This is a genomic window from Enterobacter sp. UPMP2060 (assembly GCF_053709655.1).
The window spans coordinates 76,749-102,044 of sequence record NZ_JBSKJQ010000013.1 but is presented as its reverse complement, the minus strand read 5'-3'; the positions used below and the strand labels follow the sequence as shown (position 1 = coordinate 102,044).

The 25,296-nt window shown below is 52.3% G+C and carries 22 protein-coding genes and 3 pseudogenes; 9 read left to right on the top strand and 16 right to left on the bottom strand.

Annotated features, from left to right (window positions below):
- Window positions 1-377: 377 nt before the first annotated feature.
- From ACWKXN_RS19995 to ACWKXN_RS19980, 4 genes and pseudogenes are all read left to right on the top strand, one after another.
- On the top strand, window positions 378-701 hold the full coding sequence (locus ACWKXN_RS19995) for a helix-turn-helix domain-containing protein (RefSeq protein WP_454544245.1): 324 nt from the start codon (window positions 378-380) through the stop codon (window positions 699-701).
- A gap of 750 nt (window positions 702-1,451) precedes the next feature.
- Window positions 1,452-1,689: pseudogene (locus ACWKXN_RS19990) on the top strand (hypothetical protein); the annotation flags it as partial.
- A 99-nt stretch (window positions 1,690-1,788) separates the two neighbouring features.
- Window positions 1,789-2,958: an alpha-hydroxy acid oxidase gene (locus ACWKXN_RS19985; protein WP_454544244.1), complete on the top strand. Its 1,170-nt coding sequence runs from the start codon at window positions 1,789-1,791 to the stop codon at window positions 2,956-2,958.
- A 543-nt stretch (window positions 2,959-3,501) separates the two neighbouring features.
- Entirely contained in the window at window positions 3,502-4,428 is a 927-nt protein-coding gene (locus ACWKXN_RS19980; RefSeq protein WP_454544243.1) for a LysR family transcriptional regulator, read from the top strand.
- On the opposite strand, the gene ACWKXN_RS19975 is transcribed toward ACWKXN_RS19980, so the two are convergent.
- Window positions 4,414-5,241: a hypothetical protein gene (locus ACWKXN_RS19975; RefSeq protein ID WP_454544242.1), complete on the bottom strand. Its 828-nt coding sequence runs from the start codon at window positions 5,239-5,241 to the stop codon at window positions 4,414-4,416. The genes ACWKXN_RS19980 and ACWKXN_RS19975 overlap by 15 nt on opposite strands.
- A 472-nt stretch (window positions 5,242-5,713) precedes the next feature.
- Between ACWKXN_RS19975 and ACWKXN_RS19970 the strand changes: the two genes are divergently transcribed.
- Window positions 5,714-6,703 (top strand): tyrosine-type recombinase/integrase, encoded by a 990-nt coding sequence (locus ACWKXN_RS19970; RefSeq protein WP_454544241.1) that lies wholly within the window; start codon window positions 5,714-5,716, stop codon window positions 6,701-6,703.
- A gap of 212 nt (window positions 6,704-6,915) precedes the next feature.
- Here ACWKXN_RS19970 and ACWKXN_RS19965 read toward each other — a convergent pair whose 3' ends face one another.
- The 15 genes and pseudogenes from ACWKXN_RS19965 to parM form a co-directional block, all read right to left on the bottom strand.
- On the bottom strand, window positions 6,916-7,332 hold the full coding sequence (locus ACWKXN_RS19965) for a type II toxin-antitoxin system YafO family toxin (RefSeq protein ID WP_454544240.1): 417 nt from the start codon (window positions 7,330-7,332) through the stop codon (window positions 6,916-6,918).
- Complete coding sequence (locus ACWKXN_RS19960) at window positions 7,323-7,850, bottom strand: hypothetical protein (RefSeq protein WP_454544239.1); 528 nt, start codon at window positions 7,848-7,850, stop codon at window positions 7,323-7,325. The genes ACWKXN_RS19965 and ACWKXN_RS19960 overlap by 10 nt, the downstream gene beginning before the upstream one ends.
- 121 nt (window positions 7,851-7,971) lie before the next feature.
- Window positions 7,972-8,756: pseudogene (locus tag ACWKXN_RS19955) on the bottom strand (DsbA family protein).
- A gap of 28 nt (window positions 8,757-8,784) precedes the next feature.
- Window positions 8,785-14,208, bottom strand: coding sequence for a conjugative transfer relaxase/helicase TraI (gene traI / locus ACWKXN_RS19950; protein WP_454544238.1), 5,424 nt, complete (start codon window positions 14,206-14,208; stop codon window positions 8,785-8,787).
- Complete coding sequence (locus ACWKXN_RS19945) at window positions 14,205-15,239, bottom strand: hypothetical protein (RefSeq protein WP_454544237.1); 1,035 nt, start codon at window positions 15,237-15,239, stop codon at window positions 14,205-14,207. Before ACWKXN_RS19945 ends, traI begins: the two co-directional genes overlap by 4 nt.
- Window positions 15,232-15,642: a hypothetical protein gene (locus ACWKXN_RS19940; protein ID WP_454544236.1), complete on the bottom strand. Its 411-nt coding sequence runs from the start codon at window positions 15,640-15,642 to the stop codon at window positions 15,232-15,234. The genes ACWKXN_RS19945 and ACWKXN_RS19940 overlap by 8 nt, the downstream gene beginning before the upstream one ends.
- A 42-nt stretch (window positions 15,643-15,684) precedes the next feature.
- Complete coding sequence (locus tag ACWKXN_RS19935; protein WP_454544235.1) at window positions 15,685-16,113, bottom strand: antirestriction protein; 429 nt, start codon at window positions 16,111-16,113, stop codon at window positions 15,685-15,687.
- 355 nt (window positions 16,114-16,468) lie between these two features.
- On the bottom strand, window positions 16,469-16,891 hold the full coding sequence (locus ACWKXN_RS19930; RefSeq protein ID WP_454544234.1) for a DUF1380 family protein: 423 nt from the start codon (window positions 16,889-16,891) through the stop codon (window positions 16,469-16,471).
- A gap of 55 nt (window positions 16,892-16,946) precedes the next feature.
- Window positions 16,947-17,168: a hypothetical protein gene (locus ACWKXN_RS19925; RefSeq protein ID WP_454544233.1), complete on the bottom strand. Its 222-nt coding sequence runs from the start codon at window positions 17,166-17,168 to the stop codon at window positions 16,947-16,949.
- Entirely contained in the window at window positions 17,165-17,857 is a 693-nt protein-coding gene (locus tag ACWKXN_RS19920) for a DNA methylase (protein WP_454544232.1), read from the bottom strand. Before ACWKXN_RS19920 ends, ACWKXN_RS19925 begins: the two co-directional genes overlap by 4 nt.
- Window positions 17,858-18,167: 310 nt before the next feature.
- Window positions 18,168-18,635, bottom strand: coding sequence for a hypothetical protein (locus tag ACWKXN_RS19915; RefSeq protein ID WP_454544231.1), 468 nt, complete (start codon window positions 18,633-18,635; stop codon window positions 18,168-18,170).
- 356 nt (window positions 18,636-18,991) lie between these two features.
- A complete protein-coding gene (locus ACWKXN_RS19910) occupies window positions 18,992-19,195 on the bottom strand; it encodes a hypothetical protein (RefSeq protein WP_454544230.1) in 204 nt (67 codons plus the stop codon).
- Window positions 19,196-19,223: 28 nt separating this feature from the next.
- Entirely contained in the window at window positions 19,224-19,487 is a 264-nt protein-coding gene (locus ACWKXN_RS19905) for a hypothetical protein (RefSeq protein WP_454544229.1), read from the bottom strand.
- A 3-nt stretch (window positions 19,488-19,490) separates the two neighbouring features.
- Complete coding sequence (locus ACWKXN_RS19900) at window positions 19,491-20,153, bottom strand: plasmid partitioning/stability family protein (protein ID WP_454544228.1); 663 nt, start codon at window positions 20,151-20,153, stop codon at window positions 19,491-19,493.
- A gap of 2 nt (window positions 20,154-20,155) precedes the next feature.
- Complete coding sequence (gene parM, locus ACWKXN_RS19895) at window positions 20,156-21,127, bottom strand: plasmid segregation protein ParM domain-containing protein (protein ID WP_454544250.1); 972 nt, start codon at window positions 21,125-21,127, stop codon at window positions 20,156-20,158.
- A 231-nt stretch (window positions 21,128-21,358) separates the two neighbouring features.
- On the opposite strand from parM, the gene umuD reads away from it, so the two are divergent.
- The 4 genes and pseudogenes from umuD (at window position 21,359) to ACWKXN_RS19875 (ending at window position 25,202) form a co-directional block, all read left to right on the top strand.
- Window positions 21,359-21,790 carry a translesion error-prone DNA polymerase V autoproteolytic subunit gene (gene umuD, locus ACWKXN_RS19890; protein WP_454544227.1) on the top strand — a complete coding sequence of 144 codons (432 nt, stop codon included), beginning with the start codon at window positions 21,359-21,361 and terminating at the stop codon, window positions 21,788-21,790.
- Window positions 21,790-22,014 (top strand): annotated as a pseudogene (locus ACWKXN_RS19885) (Y-family DNA polymerase); the annotation flags it as partial. The gene umuD and the pseudogene ACWKXN_RS19885, both read left to right, overlap by 1 nt.
- A 73-nt stretch (window positions 22,015-22,087) precedes the next feature.
- Entirely contained in the window at window positions 22,088-23,092 is a 1,005-nt protein-coding gene (locus ACWKXN_RS19880; RefSeq protein ID WP_102751523.1) for a tyrosine-type recombinase/integrase, read from the top strand.
- Window positions 23,076-25,202 (top strand): tyrosine-type recombinase/integrase, encoded by a 2,127-nt coding sequence (locus tag ACWKXN_RS19875; RefSeq protein WP_454544226.1) that lies wholly within the window; start codon window positions 23,076-23,078, stop codon window positions 25,200-25,202. The genes ACWKXN_RS19880 and ACWKXN_RS19875 overlap by 17 nt, the downstream gene beginning before the upstream one ends.
- Window positions 25,203-25,296: the final 94 nt, after the last annotated feature.

Genomic DNA, 25,296 nt, shown 5'->3' with positions numbered 1-25,296 from the left:
CACCCATCGAGCGGGACTGCTAGCGAGGGTACTGAACTTAAATTTAGGCATGCAACTGTGACGTTCAATCCTGTCAGAGCACATGAGGTAGTTTCTTTGTTGATGAGAGAATGGCAGTGATAGCAGTCGACCGGCTTGTTCATCACGGATATATGCTCGAGCTAGCAGGATAAAGTTACCAGAACCATACAGTGAAGGCAGCGCCCAACGTGGTTTAAAGCAACTTAATCTGTATTAAAATCAGTAACCCTCAACCATTTGAAAAATTTGATTCATTCCTTTTTTGGAATAATTATATCTCAATATATTGTTTTTATTTATACTCTAAAATGTTTAAGCTTTTCATACTTGATAAAGTATTAAGTCAGGAATTTTTTATGCATGTGAAAAAATTGCAGGCAATGTATGCAATGAAGTATGTAAACCTAAATTGCATAATTTATTTTGTTGCTATGATGGACTATAAGACAATTTATAGTACTAGCCGCGCTCTTAACTGTTCAACAGCAACAGTAAGTTTAATGCTTAAACGGTTTTGCTCTTATTTCTCAGAGCCGTTATTCGTTCGTGAAGGAGGCCACCTTGAACCTACATCTTATGCATTTACCATCTATTTTCAATTGGATAGTTTTATAAAAAATATTTCCAGCCTGATGTCTAAGGGAGGGGACCATGGAGAAAATAATGATAACAATAACTAAAATAAGTAGCACAAGAACCTTCCAATAAAGCCCCCTATGATCATTGCACACAAGTTAGAGGAAAAATAAAGTCAGACTACTTATTGATTAATACATTACGAGAATCGGTAATGAAATATTTTCTCTGAATTTCACAGTGAACATAACTCAGAGAAACCTCTTGCTCTGTAAGCAAGAAACTGGGCAGATGCGAAAGTTCTTTCACAAGAAAAGAAAACAATTCGTCTGAAACAAGAAGTTGAATCTGTGGCTATGCAAGTAGAAAGTTGGTGTGACGTACACACTGTTCCTTTAGAAGCCCCTGTCAGCATCGCATGCAATGGGTGAGCATAATGAAAAAAGTGAAGTGAATTTTATCTACCGTCAGGAAGTTCACTGGTTAAGACAAATCAGCCCGGATGCAGTGGAACTGTTACAAAACCTTGGGTGCAACTGGTATGATTTTGTTGCCCGTAACTTGGAACTGTACCGCAAGTAGACGCTGATGCAAATTAGTCTTGCTATAAGAAAAGCGTACAAGCGCCGCAACGCTTGCTGTACACCTGAAGGCATTAAAGGTCAAGAGCGGTCAAAAAGTCATCAATTAAGTCAACTAAACTGTTTACCTGATGCTTCCGGTAAACAGTGATTGGTACAACGTGGTGTGTTCCACCCAGATTAAGGTGATGCACCCGCATTACATATTCAATAACAATAGCAGCACAGGAATACAAAATTAGTGCGATGTTGACAGACTCACACGGTAATGAATCGAACACGGCAGCGCTGAATACGCTCAACGCCGACAAAGAAGAAGAATCCATTGCCGTCAGGCGGACCAGGTACCTAAACAACCTTGTGAAACAAGTATTACGGTGAACAGAACCCAATGTTAGGATTCAAATCGATTTGTCGGGCACAGACGATATTAGCGAACATTGAGTCAGAGCACATAATACGCAAAAGGAAACTTCAGCATAGCCGGAGAGTGTTTATCAACGCCGGATAAACTTTATTCCGTGGCCACCTAAAATATCGGGAACGGCACGTCTGCTGACTTGCCTATGTTAATGCGACTGAGTCAATCTTAGCTATTATAGGAGTTAATATGTTAGTTGAGCAAGCTGTAAATATAGATGAATTACGTAAAATAGCAAAATCAAAGGTGCCTTCTGTCTTTTACGATTATTTGATTGGAGGGGCTAATAGCGAAAAAACGCTGACAAATAATAAAAAAAACTTCAATGCATGGGAACTGAAACAGAAAGTACTTATAGGTTCAACCAATGTAGATCTGTCAACGAATTTTCTCGGTAGCTCGCATAAACTTCCGATCATGCTAGGACCTATAGGCTTCGCTGGTATGTACTATAAGGATGGAGAGATAGAAGCAAGCTATGCCGCTGATGAAGCAGGGATCGCCCAATGTATCTCGACATTTAGTATCTGCTCAATTGAAAATGTATCTTTAGTCCGTAAGGGTCCACTTTATTTTCAGTTATACATCTTTAAAAATAGGGATATCACTCTGGATATGCTAGAGCGGTGTCGTAAAATAGGCATTGATACCATATTTTTGACCGTTGATACCCCTTGTACACCTATTCGTGAACGTGATGAACGCAATGGGTTTCGCACATGTTCTTCTTTATCGCTTAAACAGATAACCTCAATGCTTTGTCATCCGGTTTGGCTAATACACATCCTCGCTCATGGCATGCCGGCCGTGCATCAACTTGATCAATACCCGCAGCTGGGAAGTGGAATTATGGATCAGGTAGCCAAAATAGGCAAAGAAATTGATCATACGTTGACATGGGAAGACATGAGGTGGCTTCGCGAGCAATGGGAAGGCCGTCTGGTGGTGAAGGGTATTCTTTCGGCGGAAGATGCGGGCCAGGCGGTGGATGCTGGGGCAGATGCCATTGTTATTTCAAATCATGGTGGGAGGCAGCTTGATCCCGTGTCTTCCACTATCCGGCGCTTGCCGGAGATTTCTCGAGCCGTGAACGAACAGGTAGAAATCATTTTTGACGGCGGAATTCGGCGCGGTGCTGACATTATCAAAGCGTTAGCTCTTGGCGCGAATGCAGTGTCTTTAGGTAGAGCCTATATCTTTGGGTTGGCTGCAGGTGGGCGACATGGTGTATTCCATGCGCTGGAGTTGCTGCATCACGAAATGGAACCGACGATGAAAATGATGGGTATTTCAACCGTGAATGAATTACGCGCTGTAGGGATAGATGCCCTAAGATATGTACCAAATGATCACCCATGAAAAGGGTTTGTTGATCAATTTTTTAGGCAGCCACCAGATACAATTTTCAACCGTTGATAAGCTGAATACTGAAGTTCCCCTTACGTATCAAACCACACTAGCCACGAAATGGAAGTATATTCTTTAGGATGTTATACTTGTTGTCTTTTAAATGTATTTCATATGTAATTTTTTAAAAAAAAGGAAACTGTATGAACTATGCTTATGAAGCCTTTATTAAAATCGTTAGCAAATGTAGAAGTTTAAGTGATATTGAACTAGCACACAATCTTATTTGCAGAGATGTTCCCTCGAAAGAAAGGGAAATACTTATTGAGTTAATCAATAAACGACACATGGATTTAATAAAAGATTCAGATGACAATATGGAATATTTAGATAAACCCTAGGATTGAAATTATTATACTTTAACGGATTTCTCTATTAATTCACGAAATGATAGATTTCATTGGTAGTCATCCTGTGCACATTTTTATTGCATTTTTTTACCGATGTATGCTTAGATGCTTGAACTCAATTAGAACCGCATAAACGAGTAGAAATATGTTTGACATAAAAAACAATGATTTACATCTTCTGGTCTGTGTTATTCGTTTTGGCAGTTTTACGAAAGCAGCGTATGAGATGGGTATGTCTCAGGCAAAATTAAGCAAAAAAATAATTTCTCTTGAACATAAGATTGGTGGAACAATCATTGAGCGAGATAAACGTCCAGTTGCACTAACGAAGTTTGGCAACGAGGTTTTTCCTTATATTGAAAACTGCATTCGTGAAAACAAACAATTGATTGATTTTGTCGAAAAAACCCAGAAGTCAATAACTCATAACGTCAATATATATTCACCTTCAGGGATTCAGGCTATTTTGGCACGTTATGTCTTGCCATCATTAAAATTGAGTTGTAATGATATCAACATCACTATGACAACCTGGAATCAGGAAGCAGCGGATTATTTTTCTGGCATCGAATTTGAAGAAAATTGTGATATCCTGATAACATATGCCCCTCCGAGAAACGAGAATTTAATTTCTCGTTTCTTACGAACGGTGGAATTAAATGTTTATTGCACTGATAGTTTCTATGCTAAATACCCTTTTACCACTATATACGAACTATCACAAAAACCATTTATACTTCAAAAAACAAGAATGACAGGACAAAATGAAAATCAGTTTAAGCTCACCAACACTAAGAATAAGCAGACAGAGAACATTAAAGTATCTGGAAACTTTCTTTTCGATAACACACTGACCGCTATTGAAGCCTGTAGAGGCGGATTAGGATATTTATTAACGTCGGGATTTTTGCTAGATGCGTCTGACATTATTAAACCCAGGTTACCTTCACACTTTAGTGTGGTAATGCCCTGCTATATAATTTATCGTAAACGCGTTAACCAACCGTACAGGATCCAGTTTATGGTTGATTATCTTTTAAAAAACTTTACGCTCCCTTCATCGTTCCTTTAAATAAAGGGTTTTATCATCTAGCATCAAAAAAGCCTTGTAGTTTTTAAATAATTGGTATCCTAGCCCGATAATATTCTCATTACCTACCGAAAAATCTAAGTATCTTAAAGGTTTTAATACTGTTTTAGAATCCAATGAAACGTAATTGAGGTTAGCAACTAAATATTCTCCTGGCTCACCATACATATAAGGTGTGCTTGATATGTTTAACACACCTAACTTTACAAGTTTTGTTTTCATTTCTTCTTTTAAAACCAGAGTCCCGGGACATCCGGTATCAATGTAGGCTGCTATCCTTTCTCCACCGACATATATTTCAAACATTGGTTTGCTAATATCACCTTGCATTTTAATTTTAATGTACTCATCTAACCCTAAATCTATAGACTCCTGGTATATTGTTATTGTTTGGTAATCGAAATCCATAAGCACACCGAATTCTTGAATGAATTCGGCACCTATAAAGCCAATGAAATCAGGTGTTATCGATTCCCCTATAAACTGAAGGTCTGCATGTTTTATTCCTTTTAATTCATTACCTATGTTATTATTATAAATACGTAGATTGGATATTGAATCTGCAGAGTATATTGTGATTTTTTGACCTGAAGTGGTTAATCCAGATGAATAGAAATCATTTTTCGGTAGTTTTATGAAATTATTATTCAGAAGGAAATTAAACGGAGTTCCTGTGTCGAGAATAAATTTACCTTGAGTGCCATTCACCTCTCCATCAATAAAAATAAAACCATCGAAAAGATGAAAAGGAAATATCGTTATGACTTTTAATTTTTTTCTTCCTGCTTCAGACATATACGCCCCTGATTTAAATGTATTTTACATTAATAGACTAATACGAATACAATCAATTCATTGTACATGAATTGCTTGAAATAACAATGAAATATATTTGTCATTAAATATGTATTTAATATTTATTTCAGATAAGTATGCAATCAGATTAAGCTCCTGTTTAATAACATAATTGTAAAAATTTAAATGCAGCCGCAATTAATGAATGTAATACATATTGAAACAATTAAATACATCTATATGTGTTCTTCTAAATGACAGATGTCAACATTTAATGAACTACATTTCATATCGAAATGATTTTTAAACATACAATTTTACACTGACATCCAGATAAGAAATGTATTGATTTTCTTTTTTTCTTGATTCTATTTATTAAAATGTATCTTTGAAAAAGTAGACTTTCTGCGATACACTTTGGCGTATACTTACGCAGCGCGCCGGACGGTTTCCGGCCCGGATGGAGCCCGACATGATCCTGATGCCCGACGACGAACCGGAGATGAGTCTGCCCGAAGCCATAATGCCACCCGGTGAGGAATTCCTGCCGGCGCTGACCGGGGAGAATGCCCCGGTCAGCCCGGCCCGGGCCTACCTGCTTTCCCTCAATTCGCCCCGCAGCCGGCAGACCATGGCCTCATTCCTGAACATCGTCGCCGGCATGCTCGGCGCCGCATCCTTCGATGCCTGCAGCTGGGGCAGCCTGCGGCGCCATCACGTGATGGCCGTGACCGAGCTGCTTCGCGACTCCGGACGGGCCACGGCCACCGTCAACACCTATCTTTCGGCACTCAAGGGCGTGGCGAAGGAAGCGTGGATGCTGAATCTGATGGACGTGGAGAGCTTCCAGCACATCCGGGCGGTGCGTAACCTGAGGGGCAGCCGCCTGCCGCGCGGCCGGGCCCTGCCGCCGGAGGAGATACGGGCGCTGTTTGGTGCCTGCGAGGCCGATGATTCCAGCATCGGCATCCGCGATGCGGCGATGCTGGGCGTCATTCTTGGCTGCGGCCTGCGCAGGTCGGAGGCCGTAGGGCTGGATTTGAGTGACGTTGTCACAGATGAGCGGGCACTACGTGTGCTGGGCAAGGGCAACAAGGAGCGCCTGGCCTACATGCCGGCCGGCACCTGGCAGCGGCTGCAGAAGTGGGTTGATGAAGTTCGCGGGGAGAAGGAAGGACCGCTGTTCACCCGTATCCGCCGCTTTGACACCCTGACGAACGACCGCCTGACCGACCAGGCGGTGTACCATGTCCTGCAGGTGCGCCAGCGCCAGGCCGGGATTGCGAAATGCGCGCCTCACGATTTAAGGCGAACCTTTGCCACGGCCATGCTGGATAATGGTGAAGATCTCATCACGGTGAAGGATGCGATGGGCCATGCCAGCGTCACCACCACCCAGCAGTACGATCGCCGCGGTGAAGCGCGCCTGCGTACGGCGCGCGACCGTCTGGATCTGATATGAACTTAACAACATGTTAAGAGATTAAGTTTACAGGACCTAAGATGAGGATGTCCGCAGACTGCGTGATTTTCTGGAATGGTATCACTGTGGAACTTCCGTTAAAGTAGGTCTGCCGGCTATCCTGCTTCCCCTTCTGAACCGGGGTGGTTTGGATATGCGGGATGGCCGGTCTTTTTCGTTCTTTCGCCGGGTACCATATGTGATTTTGAGGGTTATGAAGCGTGAAAATCTTCTGCAACTTCAGAAAAGTAGCTGAGTAACCGGGTATCTCTCGCTGGCATACGTTCATGAGCCGGTGTTATCAGCCCCATCAGCAGAAACCGGCCGCTATCCCACATGTGTTCTGTGTAAATGAGATAGTGATCTGAGGTACGGTTGTAATTCTCTTGTCTGGCACTCCAGGTGAGCTGGAAATGCAGATTAACGTGAATATGCTGGACGTTAGCATCGACAGCGAATGGCGGGAAATCAAAAGGGGCGTCTCTTCCAAGAAGATTTGACGGTGCTCCAGTTGATTTATACGTAATGAACTCTGCTTGTAACTGGCTCTCCAGCTCAGGGTAAACGGCAAACGTGGGCTGGAAAAACGTATCCCACGTAAAATGACTGTACTCAGCCGTTAACGCCATTTAGCCGCAGCCCTGTTGCCTGAGCCCAGCAGGTGATTCATGGCCGAGAGGTTGATTCCAGATTCACGCACTTCTGTCGTTCGTGTGATTTGATCAATCAGACTAAGGTAGTTTTTGGTCGCAAGACTGACCATTTTAATGGCCTTAAAGAATGCAAACTCAACAGAATTCCTGTCATACGACTGAATGATGTTTTTTTCCGGCAGCATCAGAACAAAGGACTCTGCAATACCTGCGACATGGATAGTATGATTTCTGATGTCGCTGGCGACTTTGATAGCGCCGGAGAAATCGCTGTCTGCATACCGGGCCAGTTCGATGCGACTTGAGCGTAATTCTTCAGCTACGTCATTGAGAGCAACAGTGAGCTCGCTGATATCGGTTTTGTTGACTCTGGAGCCCATTTCGTAAACCCGTTCAACAATCGTAGGCTGACACGCAACCACTTTCGGTTGCGGCTGGAAACTGGCAAGAACCAGTGCCACTGCGGCCTGCAAGTGCTGGATTTTAAATTTCACGACGGGCTCCATAATCATCATCTCTCGACGAGGCGCTGCATTTTACTACTGAACTTAACTATATGCTAAAAAAAGTTGGTTGCATATGTGGCTGGCACAGCAAACAGGAAATTGAAATCCTCTATCTGGCCGTGGCTTTCTGGATTGCTGCCTGGAGTCTTTCAGCGGTAACGGCTTCCGGAAAGACCGTGATGGTGTCAGGAGTGGCTCCGCTAACGGGCATGACGATGATCCCCGGCGTTCCGGTGAGTCCCAGCGCCTCTGCCAGGTTACTGTTTTTCTCAAGGGTCGCGGTATGGTCGCCAGGAGCTGGAGTGGCCAGCCCCGCCTTTGACGCTGCCCCGTGAATATCCTCCGCCGTCAGTTTGCCTTCATTATGACCGGTGGCGTAGATGGCATTGTGATAGGTGACATAGGCCTGCGGCCCTTTTTTTTGCCAGACCGCCAGCCCTGCTGTGCAGCCTGAAGTGAAGCTTCCCTGCGACCACCAAAAATTGGCCACTCCTTAAAGAGGTAGCGGACGTCCGGCTGCGCTTTCATGACCTTCTCCAGCTCCGGCGCGAAGCGGCTGCAGAACACGCACTGGTAATCAAAGAATTCAATCACCGCGACCTTTGCATTATCAGGTCCGTAAGCCGGTGTGTCCGGATCATGCAGAAGGTTCGCCTGATTCTCCATCACGCTGAGTGCGAACATCTTCTGCTTGCGTGCCTCCTGTTGTTCCTGCAGCTTATGACTGACCGTCACCAGAATCTCCGGGTGGGACACCAGATAGTTGGCAGCAATTTCGACGATACGAGCCTCCTGCTCCGGGCTGAATACTGACTGAGGGGTCGAAGCGTGTGCTGTTGAAATAAAGCCAATGTATGTTGTAACTATTAATGCTGCTAATTTGTTTGCTTTCATAGCCTGATTCTCATGGTTAAAAGGGGGATTAACGTTCTTTCTGAATGGTTCGGGTGAGGGTCTGTTCTTCACGCTCCTGAGTGCGGCCGCGCTCAGTATTTTCTGCCGCCCTGAGCATGTCGCGTTCAGCGTTTGCCAGTTCTGCAATCACACGCGATGCCCGCGACTGTTCACCGGCGGTCTTGTCAGCACCTTCCAGCTCGCTTCTGACGCCTGCAGCGGCTTTTAATTCCCGTCCATCGGTGTTTGCCTCACCTCTCACCCTGGCGATCACATCCGCATCCGGGTTAAGTGGTTCCGGTTTACGCGGGTTAATGTCTTCCGGTTTCAGTCTGATCACCTCTTCCTGTGGAACTTCCGCCAGCAACGACTCCGGCTGCCTGCTCCGACCGGCTTCTTCATTGCGAACCTGGTCTGCCAGCATTTGCTCGCGCAGCTGCTGTACGTTCTGTTCGTCCGTCAGCGTGGAGACAATACCTGGTGACACATCCTGTTTTGTCCCACCGCTTACCTTAAGCAGCCATGCTGAAGGCGGTTCATCACCGGTCTGCCAGACCACACCGTCCTTTGGATGATTTCGTACTGCATCGAGTGCAGCCGTCAGGTCGCTGGCCACAATCGTGTTTCCGGACTGACTCCGCTGCAGCACGGCGCCACGGGCACGCTCTGTCATGACCATCCGGGTCTCACCCTGCGTCATCCGTCCTTCCGGACTGGCGACCAGGGAAACCAGGGCCAGGCCCGCACTCCTGCCATTGTTGTCATACACCGGCAGCGCCAGCGCCGGTTCAGGAAAGCGCCGGGTGGCAGGGATGATTTTTGCCGTCAGTGACGCATCCTGCATACCCTGATGGCGCACCCAGGCGCGACCGATGGCCGTTTTATTCACCGGCTGCCCCATTGCCCAGATGGCTTTCGCCTGTTTGCGCTGCGTTTCTGGCGCCAGCGCATCGTGCGCCGTTTTGATATCCCGCTCCGGCGTTTTTACCGCCTTAACCCAGTCCGCTTTCCCGTCGGTGTATATCTGGACGTGCTCTTTCACGCGTGAGGCTGAAATGTAGAAGGCACGACGGGAAGCCAGTGCCTTACGTCCGTCTTTCGTGCCCTCAAGCGCAATGACATAATCGCTGCTGGCCCCCTGTGCACCGTAGCCGGTGACGGCCCAGCCGTAGTCGAGATGCTGCTGCGCCCGGACCTTCTCCGGATTGATGGTGACGCGACCGTTCTCCCCCTTCAGACGGATATTCCCCTCCTCGCTGACCGACTCCACCGTATAGCGCTGGTTGGCCATCTGCCCCTGTTCGCGATCGGTCGCCGTGAACTTAAGCAGATCGCCGGAACGGACTTCCATCTCGCTGCGGCGAAACAGCTGCACGTCACCGGTGATCAGCTCCTTCGGTGAAACCAGAGCAATCTTCCCTTCCTCATCACGTACCGTCACCGTTCTGCCGTTACGGTCAACGGCCACCACATCCTGGTAGCGGTCACCGCGTTTAACCACCATCCCGGCTTCCCAGGCCTCTGTTTTGTTGAACTCATGGCGCGTATGGGTGATTTTATCGAGCACAGGCACCTTAATGGCCTTCTCCCCCAGTTCTCCCCGCGCGGCCAGCGCGGCATGAATGCCGGCATTTATCGCCTTACGGTCGGCGTTCAGCTGCGCAATGATGAGCGTACGGGACCGCGCCTCCGGTGTCCGGTCCTTCCAGTCAGCCACGATGTCGCTAACAGGCGTCTCCGTTTCCTGAATCGCACTTTCCGGGAGCTCGGCTGAAGCGCTACGCGCCACGCGGTCATTCGACTGGGTTTCAATGCGCTGCAGGGCCGCATCGATCCGGTTATCAATGATGTCGTGGACGGCGCCGCGCAGCTGCAGGTCTTTCTGACGGACGATTTGCTTCATGATGGCCACATCCATCGGGCTTCGCTCCTGCATCAGCTTAAACGGCGCGCCCACGTCAACCGCTTCAAACTGGTCGATATCCCCCATCGAGACCGCGCGACCGCCGCCGCTGGCAATGGCCTGGAACAGTGCTGCCGTATCCTGGTTGCCTGCCATTGATGACTCATCGATAAGAAACACCTGTCCTTTATAGTCAGGTTTCCCGCCTGCGGCCGTCACCTGATCATGCTCAACGATAAAGGATTTAATGGTCTGCGCCCGGACACCGACGTCGCTCATCTCTTTCACCGCCTGGTGAGTTGGAGCAAGCCCCGTCATCACCGGACGAACGTCCGCCGGTATAGTCTCCAGTGCAGATATCACCGCCTTCAACTGCGTGGTTTTCCCCACGCCGGCATAGCCCTGAATCCCGATAAACTGGTCCGTGGTACCCAGCACCAGGGTGGTCGACTTTTTCTGTCCATCGGTCAGGCCGTTCAGCACGGCCTCCGGTACCTGTTCCAGCAACGGCTGCTGCGTGCCCTTGCCTTCCTCCACCACGCGCAAGATGGCTTTCTCCATCTCCCAGGTGGCCCGGGAAACCAGTACCGGCTCGCCCCCTGCGGATACGGACAACAGCTCGCCATTTTTGATCATCGCGCCAATTTCATTCCCGATGGCCTCAAGGTCGGGATGATATTTCTGCGCTTCCGTCGCGAGCTTCAGCTCGCTGATTACCACGGTGCGCTGGTCGTTAATGGCACGCCAGACGGCCAGTCCGGCGTCCGTCCGGACGCTGTCATGCAGTGAACCCACTGCCTGACTGACGTCATCGTGGCCACTCAGGTTTCTGACCAGCTGCACGGGAGAGGCATTGGTCTTCATACGCTGCAGCCTGGCTTCAGCCCGGTCCTGCACTTCGGCAGTGAATACTTCCGCCCGGTGGCCACTCTGCGCCAGCGAGTTCATGGTCTGGGTCGAGATGTCGCGGCTGTTCAGCGCGGCCAGCACCACGCCGGTGTCGTTATCCCGGCCGCCCGGGGCGGTCACGTAAGCATGTGACAGATAGAGCGGCTGGTCTTTTGGCAGCGTCAGGGTGTCTTCCCCCCGTTTCACCTCAATCCCCTTTTCACTTATCCCGGTCACCTCAAGACGATCTTTGGCCTTCAGGCTGTGCTCGCGGTCGCCCGCCACGGACAGCAGTTTTTCGCCGGTGGCCACGCTGAGGGTTTCACGGCTGAAGAGACGCCAGTCAGCGCTGATATCCCCGATTTTCATCCGGGTCAGCACGCCGTCACCGTCGATGAGCGAGAGGACTCGCGTGTCGTCATGCACCCGGTCAATCACATACGACTTACGCTCTTTTGCGTCCGTGCGATCCTCAAGCACCATGCCGGAACGGTATGAACCGGGCATGCGCCGCGTTTTGCTGTCGAGCCAGACCGGCTGCCGGGCCTCTATCTCCACGCCGTCACGCCCCAGTTGTCCTGCGTTCTGCAGCGCCTCTCGTACCAGGCCTGTCAGCTGTGCCTGTTCACGCCTGCCGACCACGACGGCGGTGACGTTTTCACTGCCTCCGCTCAGCTCTGCAAACCGGTTGGCCAGCGCCTCGTAACGGTCGCGTTTGTTCGGAATACTGACCACTTCAGCCTCAAGCCCGGGCGCAGGCTCCGTGCGGCGGGAGCGGGCAACTCCCGCGGACTCCAGCACGGACATGGCGTTACCGTTCGCCTGCCGTCCGGCACTGTCGAGAAAGACCAGCTGTGCATCCTGCGCACGCGCTTCGCCCAGCAGAACCAGCGTCTCCTTGAGCCCCAGACGTTCTGCCCCTTCGATTATCAGCGTGCTCTGGGGTTTCATGTGGAAATCACCGCTCAGAATATGCTGCCGGCTGATAATCCGCTCCCGTAAATCGTCGGATTTCGCCAGCGAAATGGCGCGCTCGGCAGAGCTGGCCAGCACCTGCACATCACGACCGTTCGCCCCGGAAATACCGGCCAGCTGGGCGGTCAGGTCACGGATGCCCGCCACGCCTGACGGGGCATTCATCAGAACCAGGGCGTCTTTCTCCACAACTTCCAGCGCCGCCGGCGCGTACTGTGCCGGGCGGGTGAAACTGACGACTTTTGTGGATTTGAGATGCTCCTGACTCAGCGCCTGGATCGAGAGTTCATCCAGCAGGTGAATACGGGAGGTGAAAACCCCTTTCTCACTGTCCAGCGGCACAATCATGCCGTCCTTCAGCGCCGCATCGATGGCCACACGAATATCCTTAATCTCCGGCAGCCGTTCGCTCAGCTCAGCGGTGGTCATCATCAGCTCGCCAAAGGTGAAGCGCGTTTTACTGTCGCTAAGCTGCGAGATGGCCAGCCGGACAGCCTCAGTCAGTTCCGGGCGGGGTATTTCAGTGTCCAGCTGCGCTGCAGGAAAGCTCCTGGTCGCCGGCGTCTTTTCGGGAACAATCTGTGCCGGCTGACTCAGCGTGTCAGTCTGTTGTGGTACTGGCTGACGGGACAGGCTTTCCCGTTCTGCGGATTGAGCAGGTGTGTCGACGCTCTTTTCTGCCGTGGACGACGTCTGCGGAGAAGCCTGTTCAGGCCCGGCAGGAACCGGCTTAGTCTGGTGATCTCGCTCCGGCTGAGGCGCGGTCTCACGAAGACCTGCATCACGCGGCACCACGCTCTCCTGATACGCCTTCAGGTCAAATCCCTTCTCCTTCATCTGGCCCAGCCAGCGCTCCATCAGGCGCATCCGCGAAGGGTCAACTTTCGCCCTGCGGGTGTCTTTGGCGGCCACATCCCGGCTGCGCAGCGTGGCTTCAGCCCCCACGGCCCCCTGTATTTCCCTGCCCCGTGAGGAATATTCGTCCCTGACTTCTTCCGGAACGCCCTTGATCTCCCACATGCCATGCTTGCCTACTTCTTCCACTTCATGGCCGAGCGCTTCAACCCGCTCGCGCAGCGCGCTGCGATAGATTTTCCCGAGCGTGACCTGGTGCTTCATGACGGTCTCGATAAAACCGGCGTTATGGATATAGTCCGTGGCCAGGGCTTTCCATTTGCCCGCATACTCCGTCATGTTGGCAATCAGGAGATGGGTGTGCAGCTGCGGGTCGAGATTGCGCGAGGTATCATGCGTATAGGCGGCCGCCACCATCTTGCCGGTGTGTACAATGGACGTAACGCCGTCTTTCGTGTCGCGGGCCGAGATGAGCTTCTCCACATAGCCGGCCGCCACGCGGACGGCATGATTATGTGCTTCCACCATTTCTTTATCGTTGCCGATGAGTGCCAGAATGGACACGCTCTTGGGGGCGGAAAAGGTCAGGTCATGACCGGGGCGGTGGACGTGCTGTCCGTTAACCTCCTTGCCAAGCCGTGAGCCGTCCGGCAGACGTCCCTCGAGCACGGCCGTCAGGTCATCGCCACGGACATTGCCCTCAAGGCCCAGCTCTTTTGCACCTTCCCCCATCCAGAGGCTCTGCAGGCTGCCCAGAAAATAGTAGTTATCGGAATTGCTGTAGTAGCCTGCAGCCTCGCCGGCTGACGCTACTGGGGCGACTGACATCATAGTTCAGGCTCTCTGTCGTAATAGTGATGGTCGTTTTCGTCGTAACCCGGATCGTCCGCGTGACGGTGAATTAAAATGTTCTCTTCTTCCTTCGCCAGCTGCCGGCTCGTCCGGTGTGCTTCATCCGGGGTCTGCGGTGTCACTGACTTCCCAGCCGTCGTCAGACTCAGGCCGCCGTCTGGCAGTGCTGTCACCTTCATATCCAGGTTCATTGATTCGCCCGCATTCTCGCTGGCCTGACCTTCTTCTCCGCCTGATGTGGCTCCGGTATTGAGCCGCCGTTTCAGCATCCCCAGCGCGCCGGCCGCAGCAGGCTCGGAGGAAGTATCCAGCTGGGTTCTGCTGCGGATTTTTTGCAGTGCTGCAGGTATTTCCGGTTTAAGGGGCGCAGTCTCTTTTTGACGAGTTACTGAAGGAGGAGAAGACCGAAGAGAAACGACGTTGTCTTTTTTGTCTCCGGTGACAGGGTCTGTCACCGTGCTGTGATTTTCTGTTACTACTTCCGGGACCACTGGCTCTGTCCGCGATGTGACGTGCTCCCTGGCAGGTACCGGCTTCTGTTCAGGTGCAGCTCTGCGCGAAGGTTTCGGTTCTTCCATGCGAGTAGGAGCCACTTTTTCGACGGTCGACGTTACCGGCGAGCCGGAAGATCCTGAAGAAGAAACCGGTGCAGGAACGTCAGCTGCAGATGATGTCTCGCTACCCTTCTCCAGCACTTCGTCACCGGTCGGGAACGTCAGACCTGCTGCTGTCGCTGCGCGCTCATTCTCCTTAATAACTTTCTCCAGTTCCGGACTCAGTGCATCGCGGATATTGCGCTCGAGAAGGCCAGCGTGACGTTTTTTCAATGGACGGTATTTCAGCTTCAGGCGAACGACCGGATACTCGCCCGGAAGACGCACATAAAAGTTGAGGTTTGGCAGACGCATTATCTGCTCGTAGTCGACAATCGGGTTTCCGGTGACAGTTGCATGGTGTTCTCCTTTTGTTCTGTTTCCGGAGGCAACGCCTCCGGCTTCTTTGTCAGTCATCGAGCGCAGCGCGCAGGCTCAACATGACGTCATTTTCTTCTTTCAGGGTTTCTTCAGCTGATCCGCCGCCATCCTCCGCGCATACGGCGATACGTTGCATCTCCCGTCCTGCAAGCTGCATGACTAAGGCCAGCGATTTCGCGGGAATAGTCACGGTTCGCTTCTCGCGTCGCTCATCGAGCATGGTTTCGACTATCGCCCGTATCTGGCCGATATCCGCGCCGCTTTCAAGGCAGGAACTTAGCCGACGCAAGACTTCATCCAGTTCCTCATCGGTTAAATCCCAGTCAAGACAGACGCAACGAATGTCATTTCGATTCCAGCAGGCGAAAACGTATTTCTCGCCATCGAGGTCGGAATGTCTGAACATTTCAAGGGCAATTTCTCTTGCTGTACCAATCATGTTTTTCTCCTTTTATCGGGCGGCATCGCCGCCCGTGGTCAGTCAGTCAAGGGCACGCCAGATGGTGGCGCTTTCCGGATGGGTGTCAGCAAATGCCATAAGCTGCTCATAGCGACGGCAGAAGTGGCGGCACAGTTCTTCATGGTCATGGTTGCTGTGGTGCCAGCTACGGCGATTCAGTACCAGTGCCGTGAGGATGATCCCCGCCACTTCCCCGCTGACAGTCTGCTCAAACCAGTTATCCGGATTGCACAGGGTCAGGCTCTCCACGTCCGGAGCCATAAATCCGCCCCCGTCCGGCAGCCGGTAAAACTGCCAGAATCCTCCCTGATACTCGGGGCAGTAGCGCTGGGCGTAGGCATACACGGACGCCTCGGACGTCATAAAATCGCCGCCAAACAAATCAGGCAGGAAAGTCAGGCGCTGCGCACCCTCAAGACGAACAGCATCACAGGTCACGGTCTGGTTCATAGATCCTCCACGGTTAACATATTCTCGGTTCCGGCATCGCCGTGACGACACGACAGACCGGCGAAAAGCGGAGGACACAGGGGCGACGCCGCAAGCCGCAGCGCAAAGCCTTCACGGGCTGAATGCACCGTGAAGGGTGCGAACGGGTGAGGACGGAGGCGTCAGCGAACCCTTGTGGCCGATGCGGCCGGGCTACAGTGAAGTCACGGCGCATGCCGTCACCGCACGGAGCTTCTGGGGAGTTTCATTGTCCCGACGTGGCCCGGAGGGCGGCGGCGGATAAAAGCGGAAGGCACTGACATCCTTTTCGCAGTGGATGGCCACCGGTTGCCGGGGGCGTTACCCCGGCGTTAACTCAGGCGGCCAGCACCTCCTGTAAGGCGCGAACGTTATTCAGCTCATCCCTGACGGATTCAGGCTCCAGCCGCCCGGCTTCCCAGGCCATTCCGATCCGGTTTTCCAGGTCGCATTCATAGTTACGCAGGACGCGGGACAGGAGTACCGCGGGTACACTCACCTGACGGTTTGCCGCTTCGCGCTGACGGGTCAGAAGATCGCTGACAGTCAGATTATTTACCCCCTCCTGACGGTATTGCGTCATTTTCATTTGGCCGAGCGCCTTCATCACCTCCCGGATTTCTGCACCGTCCGGTTCTGGCTGGGCTTCACGGCAGGCCACGCTAATCCCCTCTTCCGTCCAGACCAGCAGGACCAGGAGTTCGTCAGGCGTGAACATATTTTCTAGATCTTCACAAAGTTCTTCGCGGGTTCCGTACATTGTTTTTTCTCTCTTGTAAGGGGTTACAGGCCGGGCCTCAGCCCGGCAGGGTCAGTCAGTCCTGAAAGGTATCGTCCAGCACCAGGGCTTCGCGGTAGGCTTCCAGAAGCAGGGTGTTGATCCGGCGCAGAGTCTGCGCTGCCATACGTTCAGTAAGCGTTGCCGCGTCGTGCCGGTGCTGCGATTCGAGGCGGTTCAGCAGCATCCGCACATCACACATGGCATTGCTGAGCGCTGCCACGTCCGCGCGCAGGTGTTCAAGGCCCGGGTAATTCATGCTGCCTCCGGATAGTCAGGGTAAAACGCGCCGTCATTAGCCGCCGGCATCCTTCTCGCCCGTTCAACCTGTGCCAGACGGCGGACGCCGGCGGCGTGGTACTCCTCAAGCATCTCGATCCCGATATAGCGGCGGCTGACTTCGGCGGCGGCCACGCAGGTGGAGCCGCTGCCGGCGAACGGGTCAAGGACAATGGCCCCCGGACGCGTGAGCGATTCGATCAGCGGTCGCAGGCTCTGCACCGGCTTCTCCGTCGGGTGGTGTCTGTTGCCCGTGTATTTCCAGGGGATAACGTCCGGGATGGGACGGTCCGGGGTTTGCGGCCTCCCCTTCGCCAGCAGGTAGGCGCTCTCATGGGTGTAACCCACGAACGTCGATTTTGAAGCGTAGCTCTTGGCAAAGACGATATGGCCAACCACCCGGAAGCCGGCCGCTTTCCACGCATTCAGAAACAGATCCGCGCGGTTCCAGGCATAGAAGCTCACCATAAGACTGTCGTTTTTCAGCACGCGGTACATTTCATTACAGGCGGGCTGGAGCCATTCGGCAGAGTTGTCCCCGGCCAGGGTGCGGCCGGTACGGTCTTTATAGCCAACCAGATACGGCGGATCGGTAAGAATAAAATCAACGGCACGCGCCGGAAAACGGGACATCACCTGCACGCAGTCACCCAGAATAAAACGGGACATAGACACACTCCTCTCTGATATGCGGCACCCTGTTGCGCCGTGCCGCCACAAAAACCCGGCTGAAAGCGGAGGGCGCAGGGGCGACGCCGCAAGCCGCAGCGCAAGCCTTTCACGGGCTGAATGCACCGTGAAAGGTGCGAACGGGTGAGGACGGAGACAACGTGAACCCTTGCGACCGCAGCGGCCGGGTTAGCGTGAAGGCACGGCGTTGAACACGCCGCCAGCTGGCGGCAATAAGGCGGAGGGAACCGACATCCTTAATGAATTTCATGGCTTCAGGACACCCCCTCCCCGGATGGTGTCCTTTTTTTCAGCGCCCCTTCACGTGGTCGATAGCGAACTGCAGCGTGTCCCAGTTAAAACCGATGCCTGCATCGTGGCTGTGGTCGCAGATACGCATGGCTTCTGCAATTTCCTCCTCTGACAGACTGCCATCGAGCGACAGGAAATCATCTTCCAGCCAGAACTTCCCGAGACACAGTGCATCCGGTGGGTACTGCTTCAGCCTGGCGATGAGCCCTGCCACCGTCACATCATCACGACATGCTGGACGCGACGGCAGGACGCGATCGGCGATATCGTTCCAGCACCAGTCTTCCTCTTCCGGTACGGGTTCATGCAGGGTCTGTAATTCCACACCCGGCAGCAGGGAGAGCTGCTCCAGAATATCCCCCAGAGAAAGCCGCTCTCCGCTGGCATCTTCACTCCCCAGGTAATGGTGGTTGATGTACACGGCAAACTCGCCGTTATCGAGTTCAATACAGGTCAGTCTGAACATGGTTGTGTCCTCAGCATCCGGCACCCTCTTGCGCCGTGCCGCCACAAAAACCCGGCTGAAAGCGGAGGGCGCAGGGGCGACGCCGCAAGCCGCAGCGCAAGCCTTTCACGGGCTGAATGCACCGTGAAAGGTGCGAACGGGTGAGGACGGAGACAACGTGAACCCTTGCGACCATAGCGGCCGGGTTAGCGTGAAGGCACGGCGTTGAACACGCCGCCGGCTGGCGGCAATAAGGCGAAGGGAACCGAGTTCCTTTTTATTCAGGAGGAGGCAGAGGTTAAAACGAGGTAATGTCTGACGGCAGGTACAAGATATCAGCCTGCCGTTTTTTAGTTCTGAAGTGTACGGGGCCGGATTTAACGCGCAGGGGCAGCACCAATACGTCTCAACGCATCCTGAACTTCACGCAGCCCAAAAATATCTTCCGGCGGCTGCTCTTTTCCGGCCAGACTACAGACCGTAAAGACGGCATTTGATGCGTTTAATCTCTCACGGTGCAGCGCCTGCAGCGCCACAACGACCAGCGTGCGTTCATCTCCAGTCAGTTCTTCAAGCTGCATACTGTTTCCTTCAGGTTAATGTTCATATTCATCCCCACCCCTTTGGTTTTTTCTCGTCAAACGCCAGGAGAACCCCTAGACCAATCAGCGAGGCGTAGCAGACCTGCATCACGATTGTCACCGGCAGGGATATGTTATCAGCCAGTACGCCGGGAATCACAACGGCGACACCCGCCAGTATCATTCCCCTGCCGGTCTTTTTGACCCGTTCCGGCCACTGAGATTCAGGCACGTTCCGGGCGCGCAGAAAGTTATGAATGCACTGCTCTGCCTTCTGTTTAATCACTGACATGTTTTAGTCTCCAAATGCCCGTCGCATATTTTTCTTTATCCTGGTCGCGTCACCGGTTACCGGTGCGGCAGGCTCTGCTGGTTTCTTCGGCACTGCAGCCTTACTCGCGCCAGCTGTACCGGCCATCTGCTGAACCAGAACCTGCAGCTCGCTGACCGTGCCGGGCGGTACCGGCATACTGGCCAGCAGACGCGGCAGCTCCGGTACGGTCGTGTGCAGGGCCAGACCGGTGATAATCAGGTTTCTCAGCAGCTCGCCACGCAGGCGGGATGACACGCCCGTCAGCACACGCTCAACCCGTTCACTGCTCCGGTCATCCTGAAGCGTCAGGGTGTAACGTCGGCGCTGGTATTCCATCTCCGGAGACATGGCCAGAGCCGCCACGCCATCATCAGGCTCATCAGGAAGTTCTGAGAGTGAAGACCAGGTGCCGGAGACCAGAGCCATCACGGCGCAAAGCCGGATGGCGCTCAGATGCCCGTCAAAGAACACCGGGATCAGCGCCGGTAAACGTGCATCAGTCTGGTGCATCACCGCCCCGGCGGTGGCGGCGGTCCGGATGAAGTCACCGCGCAGGGGCTGTGAGATGGTGCTGATGGTCGCCATCGCCGCGATGTCGGTGCGATCGTCGCTGTGCAGATAGAAAGAATACTGGCCGTCCGGCACGTTTAGTCCTCTTTATTGTAAAGGGCAATCTCTCTGGCCAGCGCCAGCTGCGGATCGCCTATAACCTCGATACGGTCGGGAGCCAGAGGCCAGGTCTGGCGGATAGCCTCTTCAATGAGGGATGCCCCACCCCCGACCAAGAATACCCGGTTAACGTTCCTGAAGGCCGTCAGCTCACTGGTGACGCGCGCGCCCAGGGAAGTGATTGCCTCAGTAATTTTGTTCAGAACATCGTCGATTTTTCCGGCATCGTTGATCACTCGTTGCAGATACTGACGATCATTGCGGTTGCGGATGACCGTGTCAGCAATTAGCGCGCTGGTTTCGCTGTCTGCAGCCCGCAGCGCGCCTGCAGCTGCGCGGGTGACCTGTGACACGCCGACAGACGGATTGCCGTGTACAGCACTGATATCGTCAAACTGTCCGACAATCACGCCGGCATCGAGCGTGGTACCGCCGAGATCGATAATCAGGGTGGTCTCAGCGGGTCCGGGCTTCAGCTCAGCGAGACGGGAGAACGCCGCCGGCAGTGATTCCGGCATCACCTTAACGTCCGTTACGGTAAATGCCCTGCCCTTATTCAGGACCAGCTCACGCATCAGGTTTTCACGTTTGCGTCGGATGTTCTCCTCGTTCCGCTGGCAGTCCCCGTCATAATACTCGCTCAGTGGCAGCGTCACGGTCAGGCTCACCGGCTGCGGCTCAAGTCCGCTGTTCAGCAGCGCATGATGCACGGCCAGCAGGTTGAGATCACCGTACTGATATTCCACGTTTGTTGTCGGGATGGCATCCCGGCTGACGCTGTCCCAGGTGTATTTCAGCGTGCCCACCTGATAGTTGAACGTTGCGGCACTGAATTCCGCCACTTTCCAGCCATGCCGGAAGGAGTTAGCAGTAACCCGGGTCTGCAGCTCGTTTCCCTCAAACCAAGCCAGCTTAACATTAGTTGAACCATCATCGCAGTAAATATTCATCATTATGCTCCGTCAATTAAACTCAATTTGATACACATTATAAGAGCAAAATGGAAAAACAAAAGTCTTATTTCTCATTATGAGCAATACAAAATAATCAAAATGATATTTAAGAACATTTTGAGTAGCTTAGGTTACTCACAAAGCACATTGAGCAGGTGATCTGGATTATCCTCACGCTGTTAAATATACTGTATGCATAACCAGTATATTTAGACGTCAGGAGGAAAGATGAAACTGCAGCTTTTCAGCACCGGGAAAGAACTCCCGCCACAGGCCCATCCGTTGTTTGCTGACCTGGCCAGCTGCGGTTTTCCCAGCCCTGCAGCTGACTATGTCGAGTCCGACCTGGATCTCCATGATTACTGCATACGTCATCCGAGCGCGACTTACTACCTGCGTGCCAGCGGAGACAGCATGGCCGACGGTAGCCTTTACAACGGCGATCTGCTGGTTGTGGATAGTGCAGAGAAGCCTCAGCACGGTGATATTGTTGTGGCCAGCGTGCAGGGGGAATTTACGGTTAAACGGCTTCTGCTGACGCCACGACTGACGCTGCAGCCCATGAACGCCTCGTGGTCGCCGATTTATCCCGACCCGGACGATCTGGATATCTTTGGCGTCGTCACGCACATCATCCACCGCCCAAGGGAGATGTACTGATGTTTGCACTGGCCGATGTGAACAGCTTTTATGCCAGCTGTGAACGTGTTTTCCGCCCGGACTTGAAAGGAAAGCCGGTTGTGGTGCTCAGTAATAACGATGGCTGCGTAATAGCAAGAAGTGCCGAGGCAAAGCCCTGGATCAGAATGGGCACGCCGTGGTTTCAGATGAAAAACGAGAGATATCCGGAAAAAATATACGCATTTTCAAGCAATTATGAACTTTAGTAAGTTAAGTGGAATGCAACATTTTCTGTGTAAACTTTGAACAGGGTTCCTGATTACAAAGGAGAACACAATGCTCACCACTTTATTCTGTACTCCTGCCAGTTCACAGGCAGAACGATGGTTGGGGTTATTATCCGATCTCGGCAGGTCACCGGCGACAATTCATGCCTACCGCGGCGCACTTACTCACTTCTTTCACTTCTGCTGCCAGCAGGAATTGCCCCCCGAGCAGGCAAGCTTTGAAGATATCGCTGCGTACATTCGCCCCCAGTTACCCGGCATGCCTCAGCCTGCAGCCAGTGCAACGCTTCAGCTTCGCCTTTCTGCTATACGTCTGTGGTTTGACTATCTGATTTACATGGGGGTAATTATCCGGAACCCTTTACCGCGAGCAGGCACACCCCACATGCCTTCAGCAGGACGCGGTATGGTCCAGCGAATAACACGACTGCCACAAATTCCGGATGACGGCCAGTGGTATCATCTCTTGGGTTATATATCAGACTGTTCATTGCGCGATCGTCTGATGCTAGCTCTGGCGTATCATGGTGCGCTAAGACGCTCTGAGGTGACAACAATAACCATAGAGGATATCGATCCTGCCCACAGGCTTATACGGATTCGCGCCGAAAACACTAAAGGCAAACGCGAACGGGTGGTCTGCTACGGCCCGGCGATTACGCCGGTACTGGCAGCACATCTCAGGAACCTGAGGCAAACGGGTATTACTGGTGGAGCACTGTTCCGTTCGTTTTCTGACAGAAATTATGGCTCACCGCTTTCATACTGGAGCTGGACTAAAACGGTTCGCGAGTGGTCAGACAGGACCAGCATGCCATTTCTGACCACGCACACCTTTCGTCACCTGCGACTGACACATCTTGCCCGGGCGGGATGGAAGCTGCATGAGATAGCAACCTATGCTGGTCATCGTGATCTACGCACCACGCAGATATATATCCATCTTTCAGGCACTGATCTTGCGGCCAGAATGGCGATGACTGTTGCGGAGACTGACCGGAAAATCGCAGCTATCATGTTTGGCCCGGAGAGAGAGAATGACAGGCAAGCGTGATAAAGGTTTCATATACCCGCATTTTTGCCGTGCAGATTATGACCTGCACGCTGGCTTTAGTTCTGAGCAGAAAGAAGCGCTAAGTACAAGCCATAAACGCTCCCGTAACTATGGCAGGTCCGGTTCCCTCTCTTCCCTGATCACCCCCCTGCTGGATATCGCCAACAACAGTGGCACCGGCTGTAGACTTACCCGCACTGTAATTATGGCGATGCTGACTGAAATGCAAAATGTAGGGCAACCCTGCTGGAACTGGCGGAAAGACCAGTGGATCTCCCTGTTTGATAAATATCGTCGCGGTAAACCACTTATGATGGCATTTGCATATCATCTCGGTCCATTCACGTCGCCGCTTCAGATCCCTCATGAAAACACTCTGTCGCTTTACGCCAGTGCCATCTACGGCAACGCGATTTTCCGGGACCAGCTGAACCGGCTGTCGGAAGCACTGATATCACTGGGCTATTCCCCTCAGCACCTGCGGCATGCCGTTTCCTCCCCCCTGGGTCTGCTGATGCTACTCAATGATAATCCCAGGCTTGAAGAGATGACCACAGAGCTTCTCTGGCAAGCTCAGCAGTACCACGATAAGCGCGTATCAAGACACGTAGGGAAAATTTCTCATGGGCTTGCCGCACTTGGCATTATTGCAAAGCCGGTACGAATGCGTAACTACACCGAATGGCATGAGAAGCCGGTCGAAAATATCAGCCCTGAATGGGTCGCATGGTGCAGACGCTGGCGTGAGACATCTGTGCTTCGTCCCAGAACCCGTGAAAACCAGTACAGCTTTATTCTTCGCTGCGGCCTCTGGCTGGCAAAGGAGCATCCCGAGGTGAAGGTCCCGACAGACTGGTCTATTGAGACATGTGCCAGTTTTATCGCTGCTGTGGGGCGAATGAAAGTGGATGAGCTGTCTCTGGGGACTGAACATGGACTGCGGAAGTCCAAACGCTCCGGAGAGCCCATGATGCCACATTCACGTGCACATTTTATCTATTCGCTGCGACGATTTATGAGCGATTTCGAACTCTGGGGCTGGGGACGCCTTAATTTCAGCCCCGCCCGTCACCTTTTCACGCCGGATACCCCACTTTTTCGCCGTGGTGTAAATCCGAGAGTGATAGATGATCCCGTCTGGCTCAAACTCATCTGGGCCAGTCTGAACCTGCGCCACGAAGACCTGCTCAGTGAAATTCACTATCCCCTTTCCATGCTTCAGGCAATGGCTGTTATCTGGACCCATGCAGGTTTACGACAGAATGAACTCCTGCGCCTGACTACGGAATGCGTCACGCCTCAGTCAGAAGACATTATCAGGGAGGATGGTAGTGTCGTTCCTGCCGGAACACTATGTTATCTAAACGTCCCGGCAGGAAAGACATCGAAAGCATTTGTTAAACCCGTCTCTGTCATTGTAAAAAAATATGTAGACATATGGTTGAACGTCCGTCCCGTGGATCAGGCAAAACTGAATGATGATCGCACCGGAGAAAAAGTCCGTTATCTCTTCCAGTATCGCGGCAAGCCGGCAGGCAGCGATGTGATTAACCGGACGGTCATCCCTGTCCTCTGCGCTAGAGCGGGGCTACCGGTTGAAGACAGCGGAGGCGCCATAACCAGCCACCGTGGACGGGCTTCAGCCCTGACTGCGCTTGCCAGCGTACCACAGGGCATGTCGCTGTATGAACTGATGCAGTGGTCAGGTCATTCATCACCACAGTCAACCCTGCATTACATTCGCATCCGCCCTACACAGCTGGCAGCGTCATTTGTGAAGGCCGATCGGATAGCCCATATGATAAGCGTACTGGTCGATCACGATCCGGAAGCGGTCTCGCCCACAGGTCCGGCAACCTATTATGACCTTGGTGAGTCCTTCTGCATGAATCCATTCTGGAGCAGTTGCCCGCACAGAATGGCCTGCATTGGTTGCGATTTTAATCTGCTGAAAGACAGTGCGCGCGGACTGATGCTGGAGAGTAAAACATCTATCAGGCGTTATCTCGAAGAGGTCCCGCTCACGCCTGATGAGAAAACCATTGTAGAGCAGGATATTAAAAAAGTAGAACAGGCTCTTGCAAAATTAACCGGTAAGTCCGGAGGATAAAATGAACCAATATGAGCAAAAAGCGAAGATTGCGCACATCAGAGCATATTAACCAATAGGTTGCAGATCAAATCGCCTGTAACAGCCTTTCTGG

Coding starts and splice junctions, on each gene's coding strand:
- ACWKXN_RS19905 (WP_454544229.1), bottom strand. CDS start 19,487: ATGTCAGTGATTAAACAGAAGGCAGAGCAGTGCATTCATAACTTTCTG.
- ACWKXN_RS19880 (WP_102751523.1), top strand. CDS start 22,088: ATGCTCACCACTTTATTCTGTACTCCTGCCAGTTCACAGGCAGAACGA.
- ACWKXN_RS19925 (WP_454544233.1), bottom strand. CDS start 17,168: ATGAATTACCCGGGCCTTGAACACCTGCGCGCGGACGTGGCAGCGCTC.
- ACWKXN_RS19965 (WP_454544240.1), bottom strand. CDS start 7,332: ATGGCGTTAACGGCTGAGTACAGTCATTTTACGTGGGATACGTTTTTC.
- ACWKXN_RS19935 (WP_454544235.1), bottom strand. CDS start 16,113: ATGAACCAGACCGTGACCTGTGATGCTGTTCGTCTTGAGGGTGCGCAG.
- ACWKXN_RS19910 (WP_454544230.1), bottom strand. CDS start 19,195: ATGCAGCTTGAAGAACTGACTGGAGATGAACGCACGCTGGTCGTTGTG.
- umuD (WP_454544227.1), top strand. CDS start 21,359: ATGAAACTGCAGCTTTTCAGCACCGGGAAAGAACTCCCGCCACAGGCC.
- ACWKXN_RS19980 (WP_454544243.1), top strand. CDS start 3,502: ATGTTTGACATAAAAAACAATGATTTACATCTTCTGGTCTGTGTTATT.
- ACWKXN_RS19945 (WP_454544237.1), bottom strand. CDS start 15,239: ATGACTGACAAAGAAGCCGGAGGCGTTGCCTCCGGAAACAGAACAAAA.
- ACWKXN_RS19930 (WP_454544234.1), bottom strand. CDS start 16,891: ATGTACGGAACCCGCGAAGAACTTTGTGAAGATCTAGAAAATATGTTC.
- ACWKXN_RS19875 (WP_454544226.1), top strand. CDS start 23,076: ATGACAGGCAAGCGTGATAAAGGTTTCATATACCCGCATTTTTGCCGT.
- ACWKXN_RS19995 (WP_454544245.1), top strand. CDS start 378: ATGCATGTGAAAAAATTGCAGGCAATGTATGCAATGAAGTATGTAAAC.
- ACWKXN_RS19970 (WP_454544241.1), top strand. CDS start 5,714: ATGATCCTGATGCCCGACGACGAACCGGAGATGAGTCTGCCCGAAGCC.
- ACWKXN_RS19975 (WP_454544242.1), bottom strand. CDS start 5,241: ATGTCTGAAGCAGGAAGAAAAAAATTAAAAGTCATAACGATATTTCCT.
- parM (WP_454544250.1), bottom strand. CDS start 21,127: ATGAATATTTACTGCGATGATGGTTCAACTAATGTTAAGCTGGCTTGG.
- ACWKXN_RS19920 (WP_454544232.1), bottom strand. CDS start 17,857: ATGTCCCGTTTTATTCTGGGTGACTGCGTGCAGGTGATGTCCCGTTTT.
- ACWKXN_RS19940 (WP_454544236.1), bottom strand. CDS start 15,642: ATGATTGGTACAGCAAGAGAAATTGCCCTTGAAATGTTCAGACATTCC.
- ACWKXN_RS19915 (WP_454544231.1), bottom strand. CDS start 18,635: ATGTTCAGACTGACCTGTATTGAACTCGATAACGGCGAGTTTGCCGTG.
- ACWKXN_RS19985 (WP_454544244.1), top strand. CDS start 1,789: ATGTTAGTTGAGCAAGCTGTAAATATAGATGAATTACGTAAAATAGCA.
- traI (WP_454544238.1), bottom strand. CDS start 14,208: ATGATGTCAGTCGCCCCAGTAGCGTCAGCCGGCGAGGCTGCAGGCTAC.